This window comes from Nguyenibacter vanlangensis (assembly GCF_013376155.1).
In the GTDB taxonomy this organism is placed as follows: domain Bacteria; phylum Pseudomonadota; class Alphaproteobacteria; order Acetobacterales; family Acetobacteraceae; genus Gluconacetobacter; species Gluconacetobacter vanlangensis.
This window is the reverse complement of sequence record NZ_JABXXP010000097.1, coordinates 1-7,818: the sequence shown is the minus strand read 5'-3', so window position 1 is coordinate 7,818 and position 7,818 is coordinate 1. Positions and strand designations below refer to the sequence as shown.

The 7,818-nt window shown below is 62.0% G+C and carries 10 protein-coding genes; 2 read left to right on the top strand and 8 right to left on the bottom strand.

What is annotated here, in order from left to right; translation table 11 throughout:
* Positions 1-376, top strand: a 376-nt coding sequence (locus HUK84_RS07410) for an AEC family transporter (protein WP_176639713.1), incomplete at its 5' end; no start/stop codon positions are given.
* Positions 377-432: 56 nt separating this feature from the next.
* A complete protein-coding gene (locus HUK84_RS23865) occupies positions 433-1,815 on the top strand; it encodes a cryptochrome/photolyase family protein (protein ID WP_176639712.1) in 1,383 nt (460 codons plus the stop codon).
* Between the two features lie 58 nt (positions 1,816-1,873).
* Here the strand turns inward: HUK84_RS23865 and HUK84_RS07400 are convergent, their stop codons facing one another.
* From HUK84_RS07400 to HUK84_RS07370, 8 genes are all read right to left on the bottom strand, one after another.
* On the bottom strand, positions 1,874-2,251 hold the full coding sequence (locus HUK84_RS07400) for a hypothetical protein (protein WP_317135249.1): 378 nt from the start codon (positions 2,249-2,251) through the stop codon (positions 1,874-1,876).
* A gap of 10 nt (positions 2,252-2,261) precedes the next feature.
* On the bottom strand, positions 2,262-2,948 hold the full coding sequence (locus HUK84_RS07395; protein ID WP_246285505.1) for a hypothetical protein: 687 nt from the start codon (positions 2,946-2,948) through the stop codon (positions 2,262-2,264).
* A 124-nt stretch (positions 2,949-3,072) separates the two neighbouring features.
* On the bottom strand, positions 3,073-3,342 hold the full coding sequence (locus HUK84_RS23765) for a helix-turn-helix domain-containing protein (protein WP_374729286.1): 270 nt from the start codon (positions 3,340-3,342) through the stop codon (positions 3,073-3,075).
* Positions 3,343-3,758: 416 nt separating this feature from the next.
* Positions 3,759-4,346: a hypothetical protein gene (locus HUK84_RS07390; RefSeq protein WP_176639711.1), complete on the bottom strand. Its 588-nt coding sequence runs from the start codon at positions 4,344-4,346 to the stop codon at positions 3,759-3,761.
* Between the two features lie 358 nt (positions 4,347-4,704).
* The gene (locus tag HUK84_RS07385) at positions 4,705-5,544 is read right to left on the bottom strand and encodes an aminoglycoside phosphotransferase family protein (protein ID WP_218064264.1); all 840 of its coding nucleotides are present in this window, start codon (positions 5,542-5,544) and stop codon (positions 4,705-4,707) included.
* Between the two features lie 85 nt (positions 5,545-5,629).
* On the bottom strand, positions 5,630-6,043 hold the full coding sequence (locus HUK84_RS07380; protein WP_176639710.1) for a VOC family protein: 414 nt from the start codon (positions 6,041-6,043) through the stop codon (positions 5,630-5,632).
* Between the two features lie 141 nt (positions 6,044-6,184).
* Entirely contained in the window at positions 6,185-7,441 is a 1,257-nt protein-coding gene (locus HUK84_RS07375) for a D-amino acid dehydrogenase (protein WP_176639709.1), read from the bottom strand.
* 41 nt (positions 7,442-7,482) lie between these two features.
* Positions 7,483-7,818, bottom strand: a 336-nt coding sequence (locus HUK84_RS07370; RefSeq protein WP_281362760.1) for an alanine racemase, incomplete at its 5' end; no start/stop codon positions are given.

The window sequence follows — 7,818 nt, the reverse complement described above, 5'->3', positions numbered from 1 at the left end:
GCCGGCGGCGGCGCAGCAACTGGCCAGCCTGCTTGGGGCGGCGACCAGCCCGTGCGCGCTGGTCACGATCGGGCTCTTCCTGGCGGAGACCAGCGGAAGAAGCGCGCCCCTCGGTGCGGTGGCGCGGGTGGTCGGTCTGAAGATGCTGGTCCAGCCCGCGCTGACGGCGCTGCTGGTGTTCGGCGTGTTTCGCATCGACCCGGCCTGGGCGAACCAGGCCCTGGTCCTCAGCGCCCTGCCCACCGGCACCGGCCCCTTCATGCTCGCCCGCCTCTATCAGCGCGAAGCCGACGTCGCCAGCCGCGCCATCCTGACCTCGACACTGCTTTCGGTGATCTCGATTTCGGCGATCATGGCATGGATCGCGGCGCATTGAGGGCGACGGCCTAAGGATCGCTTGCGCAGAAGAAACCGGCTTCGTACCATGCCGTCATGATCCAATCTCCGACGATCATGTGGTTCCGGGAGGATTTCCGCATCTCGGACAATTTGGCGCTTCATGAAGCGGAAAGGCGCGGCCAGCCGGTTTTATGCATCGCTGTTCTTGACGACGACCGCCTGCCCGGCGCTGCGGCGCGATGGTGGCTGCACGGCGCGATCCGGTCGCTTGACGAAAGCCTCCATAAAAAAGGAGGCGCGCTTCACGTGTTTCGCGGTCCGGCCCTGAAAGTCCTTGCGGCCATCGTCCAGGCGACGGGTGCCGGCGCCGTGTTCTGGAATCGCCGCTACGATCCCCAAGGGCGAAAGACGGACACCGCCGTGGAGACCATGCTGAACGCAAAGGGAATCACGGTCCGGAGCTTTTCCGGGGCACTTTTGCATGAACCTTGGACCGTCCGCACACGTTCCTGTCAGCCCTATAAAATCTTTACAGCATTCTGGCGCGCCGCCCGCGCGCTTCCTCCCGCGATTTTCCTTCATCCGGCGCCCGAAAAACTCGTCTTCGCGCGCCTTTCCCCGGCACTCGACCACCTGACCGTAAAGGACATGCGTTACGGATTGCGCCCCGCGCATCCGGACTGGGCGGGCGGGCTGCACGAAACATGGACACCTGGCGAAGAGAGTGCCCGGGACCGGCTCGCCGCCTTCCTGCAATACGACCTGGCACGCTACGCTGCCGAGCGGGATTTCCCTGCAAAGGACAGGACGTCCCGGCTCTCGCCCTTTCTCAGGTTCGGCCATCTCAGCCCCGGCCGGATATGGGATGCGGCGATGCGCGGCGCTTACGCCGAAAAGTTTCTGACCGAGCTGGGATGGAGAGAGTTCGCATGGTCGGTCCTGTACTCCACGCCGGATATGGCGACGCGAAATTTACGGCCGGAATTCGACGCGATGCCGTGGCGCGACAGTCCCGGCGAATTGGCGGCATGGCAGCAAGGCCGGACAGGGTATCCCCTGATCGATGCCGGGATGCGTGAATTATGGCATACCGGCTGGATGCATAACCGGGTCCGGATGGTCGCCGCCTCCTTTCTGGTCAAGCACCTGCTTATCGACTGGCGAGAGGGAGAGCGATGGTTCGCGGACACGCTGGTCGATCACGACCCGGCCAGCAACCCGATGAACTGGCAGTGGAGTGCCGGAACGGGCGTGGACGCCGCGCCCTATTTCCGAATTATGAACCCGCTTCTCCAGTCCCGGACTTTCGATCCTGGCGGGGACTATATTCGCCGCTGGGTTCCCGAACTTGCCCATCTTCCTGCCGACGCCATCCATGCGCCCTGGATCTCCGGCCGCCCCGACAACTATCCTGCCCCCATCGTCGATCATCGCATGGCACGTGAACGTGCCCTTAAAGCCTGGAAGACGATTTGACATCGGATGCCACCGGACGATGACGGAGCCGTAGGCCCTTCCGGCCCACGGCCTCCGCTTAAACCCGATGCCAGCGCGGCAGACGACAGGACAGCGTCCTTGCATGCTCCCGCACGGCTTTTAGCAATGCGACAGTCAGTTGCTGTTCGAGAGAGTCCACCGACAGGGCAAGAATGTCCGCCATATGCATGCGGTCCGTCGCGGGCAGCAATGTCCGTACTACCGCCACCGTCGTTGCGTCCGGGTTTGGCGATGTTCTCCAGCGGGCGACCCGGTCGTAAATCCCGTGGTCAGCAGCCCGACGCATCAAGGCTGCATATCCCCGATCCTGCTCGCCATCGCCCAGATAGTCGGCCAGCAGAACAGACAGGTCAGCGTTGATCTGAAATGCCGGGGGCATCGTGCTCCCGTTCTGGGTATAGGCATGAAGGGTCACGACACACTCCTCAGACTGGCTCGTGAGAAGAGACCGCGCCTTGCGATTTCGCCGCGCTGCGGTTCAATGGTGCATGCGGTGCTGCGCGGGATAGCCGCGACGTCGCGACCGCGCTGTCATCCGGCCTCTGCCGGGCGTCGTCCGAAGCCAGAGCCTGCGCGTCCAGAGGACTGACGGTCAGACCGGAAATGGTGGTGGCGACGTCCACATGCGCGGCACCGAACAGATGCATCAGAGCGTTCCGGGCCGTGTAGACCCCCTTCACCGCCGCCGCATTCCGCCCTGCCAGCAAGGAAGGGTCGACCAGGACCGGACACCCGGTCTGCCGGGTCAATGTCTGAACGGCCCGCGGTAGCGACATGGACGCGATGTCGATGGGCTGAGTCTCCACCTCGCACGAGAGTGCATCATGCAGAGACTGAGCATATGCCGGCGCAACGGTTCCCAACAGCAGCATCAGGACGAGGCTGGTCGCGAAGCGTGATCCCTTCTCTTCGCTGAGACGCCGGGCCTGCTTGCATACCAGTTCATTCCGGTCTGCGTTTTCACCTTGATGCAGCCCTATCGACCGCATCACCCCCGATGACCGGCGCGTAGGGGAACGACGACGCCAATATTGTTGAAACGCCGTCAGGTTGAGAAAATGGATAAGGCTCGACATCTCCTTGCTCTCGCTGTTTCGATACATGGCGCTCAAACGCGGGGTCTCTCACTGAAAGACCCCGCAACCGAAGGCCGCCGCCTCGTTCCACCATACGTCCCGACCAGGACGACAAGTCCGGTCGAGAGGGACGCTTCCGATCCGGGACGCGCTCGGTGCCTTATGCTGCCACCGGCACCGGCGGTGCCGCCCTTGCATGCAAAGGCAGACGGAATGCGAGATCCGAGGCCAGAGGGTCACATCCGGCAGGTACGACCGCTCCGGTCTCGATCAGGCGTTCCAGCGTGGCGCGGAGTCTGATCCCGGGTATGCCCGTATGCGCCGCCAGGGACGTCAGGGTAACGCCTCTTCCGTCATGGCCGAGGCGCCGAAGCACCATGAGGATACGCTCTGCCAGCGGGTCGTCGCCAAAGAAAGGACGCGTTACCATGACGCGCCTCCTTCCAGTCGATTGCGCCATCTCCGGGCGGTCATACGCAGGGAGCGGCGATAGCGAAAATAGAGTCCTTTCAGCTTCGACATCCACATCCTCCAATCAAAGCAACATGGATCCCAGTTTTCCGATCACACAACCGATGCCAGACCCGGTGGCGTCTGGCGGAGAGAAGATTGGAAGAGATTTTTGCGTCGTCAAGAGGGCACGAGGTGTAGATTTCTCCCTATGCATCGATTCGTCTTGGCTGGAGACGGGGAGATGAATTTTCCTCAAAAATTTACAATTATATTTCTGATTTTTTTGAATATTTATTTATGATAGAACAATAATTACTGAAATATTTCTACAAATTCGATATCTTGTCCTCTGCGCTGCTACGGCGACCCGACAGTGCCGGGCCGCCGTCGGCCTTACAGGGCCTTCCCCTCGCGCTTGTTCGCCGGAGCCGCCATAGGCGTGTCCACGGCAGGTATCGGGGCCGGGGCGTCCATCCCTTGACGTCCGGGATTTTCGACCGCCATTGGCGTGGCGAGCGTCGCACAGGCCCTGCCTCCCGTGCTGGACGCATGAACGACCGGCGCCGACTGGCCGTTCGATGTCATCGTGATCGTCTGGGTGCAGGATGCGCCGGCGGGGCCGCCGATGCTGACGACCTCGAAACGCCGCCAGGACAGACCCTGGCTCGGCATGGCGTGGTCAACGGCCGGAACAACGGCCGGAACGGGGCGCAGGGCGCTGTTCAGCCATCCAGCCAGTTCCCGGTCGGTCGCTTCCATGACAGCAATATCCCGCGCCATCATATGATCGAGCGCATCGAACATCGCGGTATCGAATGCCGCGACGGCAGGAACATCCGGAACCGGTACCAGAACGCCGACCTGGTGTCCCCGCGCGTCCACGACGTGCAACACCTCCTGCGCCTGTGCCGGGCCTGTGGCCGTGCCGAAAGCCAGTACGGCAACGATGGCGCCGGACCGCGCCATCCGAGAGAAATACATTTTGGAATCCTCCGTGTCTGATAAGCAGTGTCGGACGACGCGGGGGAATATGGAACGCGAAGACTGTCTCGACAAGAGATTGAATGCCGCCTTCGAGGGAAGGATCGCGCGTGCTCTTCAGTAACCAGTTCAATGCTCAGGGCCAGGATAGTGCGAACCGCGAATTTGGTGGACGCCGGGGCCCAGTCGCCAGGCGCAGACTGCCCACGAATTCTTGCGCCGTGTCGACCAGCCCGGCTCGACCCGGACGCACCTTCGGCGATCATGGGGTGGATCGCGGGGAGGTTGGGGACGTGTCGGGAATGCCGGCAAGGATTGATGTCCGGCATGGACGAGGCGTGAACCGCCCTCTTGCCGTTCAGCGTTCAAGAGCGGTGCTTGCCAGATCGACGATCTGACGTTGGACCAGCGGAGTGAGGCCATCTTCCAGAAACCAAACCGCAGAAAGGGCGCTCCAGGCGCGTATCCAACGCAGCAGCCGAATGGGATCAAGGCCTGCCAGAGTAGAAACAAGTTGAACCCTGCACACAAAATGCGATGAGGCAGTAACGTGGCGACCATCTGGCTCAGCGAGATCAGGATTCAGAAAGAGAGCCGCAAAGTCAGCCGCTCGTTCACCGCGGAGCCCTTTCGGATCAATCGCCAACCACCCTTTCGGTCCAAAATCAAGAATATTCCCGTGATGTAAATCACCATGCAAAATAGTGTGGTCAGCTTGCTCAGCAAGAAGATTCCGGGCCTCATGCGCACAGTCTGTTAGCCAGGTTTCAGCCGTAGCATCAAAGCGGAGTAAATCGTCAAACCAATCTTCCAAGGGAAGTATATCCGGCGTACATGGCGCCCTGTGTGAATGCAGTTGTGCTGCCACTACACAAATTATTCGTGTTGCGTCGTCATCATCGCCGGCCAGAGATAGTTGAGCAAGCGAGCCTGGCCCCATAGCGCGTTCCAGCAATATCGCATTTCGATCGTGATTGATGACGGGCGCAGCACCGCTACCATCCCACCAAGCCATAAGTGCGTTGCCTCTGCATTCATCTGTGTCGGCTGAGATTTTCAAGATAGCCTGTGTTCCGGCGTGAACAACCGGAAACAGATATGAGGTCGCCGTCACCGTCGGTCTCCCATTTTCCGTCAAACCCCACTCGGACAAATAACGGGCGGTTTTGACGGCGACGTCTTCGGGAATTTTCATCATTTTTCGCAGGACTGCTCCTTGCGTTCATGTCTGCTACCGGGACTGGAATCTGATATGGCTATCGGCCGCCATGAGGCGATAATCGTCACGCATCGAACACGCGCACAGCTTTTGAAGGGTTCTCGCGATAATGAGACAGCCTGGTCTCAAGAGACCCCATGTGAATCTCAAGTTTATGCCCGTCCGGATCAAGGAAATATATCGAGTCTCCCTCGCTTTTATTGTCCTTCCAGATGATGGATTCAATCATGAGCCGTTCGCTTATAAGAGCGTATTCCGTCTCGGAAACGGTAAAGGCGATATGGGTATAATCCTGGCGCGGGGATGATGGAACATTATCGTCACGGGATAAACAAAGCCAGATCGACCCAGCTTCAAGATACGCGCCATCGGCCCAGAGGGCTCGTACCGTGCAACCAAGAACGTCGCGATAGAAGGTCAGAGACCGCTCCACTTCAGCCACCGCTAGGGTGATATGGCTCAACCCGGTTATGCCCATCGCCGACCTCGCTATCGTCTTGATGTCCGCTCTTGCTCGTCGTTTTCTCTCAGGAAATCATAAACTGGGTCTGCACCTTGAATGAGGAGCATATGCCGACATGGAACCCGGGCGCATCCTGCCCCATGCCGGCAGCCACCGCTACTGCCCGTAGCGCACGACGCCCAGATCCTCGTGCGGGATCTCGGGCATGCGGCCGGAGATCAAATCGGCCAGAACCCGGGCCGAGCCGCAGGCCATGGTCCAGCCCAGGGTACCGTGGCCGGTATTGAGGAACAAATTGTCGATGCCGGTGCGGCCGATGATCGGGGTGCCGTCGGGGGTCATGGGGCGCAGGCCGGTCCAGAAGGTGGCGCCGGCGATGTCGCCGCCGCCGGGGAATAAATCGGCGACCGAGTGGGCCAGGGTGGCGCGGCGCGGCGCGCGCAGGCTGGTGCTGAAGCCCGCCAGTTCGGCGGTGCCGCCGATGCGGATCCGCTGGCCGAGGCGGGTGATGGCGATCTTGAAGGTTTCGTCCATGATGGTCGAGACCGGGGCGCGGGCCTCGTTCACGATCCTGGCCGTCAGCGAATAGCCCTTGACCGGATAGATCGGCAGGTCGATCCCCAGCTTGCGCACCAGCGCGGGCGAGTAGCTGCCCAGCGCCAGCACATAGGCGTCGGCCGTAAGCGTGCCGCGATCGGTGACGACGCCCGAAATCCGGCCGCCATCCTCCCGCAGTGCCCGGATGGTGGTGCCGTAGCGGAAATCGACCCCGGCCTGCGCCGCCATCGCCGCCAGGCGCTGGGTGAACAGGAACGCATCGCCCGTCTCGTCCCCCGGCAGGCGCAGGCCGCCCACGAATTTATGCGCCGTGTCGACCAGCCCGGGCTCGGCCCGGACGCAGCCCGCCGCGTCCAGGACCTCGTACGGCACGCCGTATCGTTGCAGCACCCGGATGTCGCCGGCCGCGGCGTCGAGCTGCTTTTGCGTACGGAAGATCTGCAGCGTGCCCTGCTGCCGGTCGTCATAGGTGATGCCGGTATCGGCCCGCAGGTCGCGCATGACGTCGCGCGAATATTCCGCCAGCCGCACCATCCGGCCCTTGTTGCGGGCATAGGCGGCGGTCGTGCAATTTTCCAGCATCTGTACCAGCCATTTCCACAGATGCGGGTCCGGCATCGGCCAGAAGACGAAGGGCCGATAGGACATCATCAGCCATTTCAGGGCCTTCAGCGGCACGCCCGGCCCGGCCCACGGCGCGGAATAGCCCGGCGAGACCTGGCCGGCATTGGCGAAGCTGGTTTCCATCCCGGCTTCGGGCTGGCGGTCGATGACCGTGACCTCATGCCCCGCCTGGGCCAGGTACCAGGCGGAGGTGACGCCGACCACGCCGCTGCCGAGAACGATGATTTTCATGCGTGACGATGCTTTCGGAAAGGAAGGGAGCGGGAGGGCGTTCAGGCCGCGATATAGTCGCGATGATAGCGATGGCCCAGCGCGGTGAGGATTTCGTACCCGATCGTGCCGGCGGCTTCGGCCACCGCATCGACGCCACGGCGCGGGCCGATCAGATCGACCGTCATGTCCGGCGACAGGCGGGAATCCGGCACGTCCGAGATGTCGAGGGCAAGCGAATCCATCGAAATGCGTCCGACCACCGGCAGGCGGATATCATCCAGCCACGCGCAGCCCCGCGACGCGCCCTGGCGCGCGAAGCCGTCGGCATAGCCGGTGGCGATGGTGGCGATCCGGCGTGGCGCGGCCGCGCGATAGGTCAGCCCGTAGCCGACACC

What these genes read in the sequence shown, in the direction of transcription:
- HUK84_RS07375 (WP_176639709.1), bottom strand. Translation starts at nt 7,441, where the DNA reads ATGAAAATCATCGTTCTCGGCAGCGGCGTGGTCGGCGTCACCTCCGCC.
- HUK84_RS07380 (WP_176639710.1), bottom strand. Translation starts at nt 6,043, where the DNA reads ATGGGCATAACCGGGTTGAGCCATATCACCCTAGCGGTGGCTGAAGTG.
- HUK84_RS07385 (WP_218064264.1), bottom strand. Translation starts at nt 5,544, where the DNA reads ATGATGAAAATTCCCGAAGACGTCGCCGTCAAAACCGCCCGTTATTTG.
- HUK84_RS23765 (WP_374729286.1), bottom strand. Translation starts at nt 3,342, where the DNA reads ATGGTAACGCGTCCTTTCTTTGGCGACGACCCGCTGGCAGAGCGTATC.
- HUK84_RS23865 (WP_176639712.1), top strand. Translation starts at nt 433, where the DNA reads ATGATCCAATCTCCGACGATCATGTGGTTCCGGGAGGATTTCCGCATC.
- HUK84_RS07390 (WP_176639711.1), bottom strand. Translation starts at nt 4,346, where the DNA reads ATGTATTTCTCTCGGATGGCGCGGTCCGGCGCCATCGTTGCCGTACTG.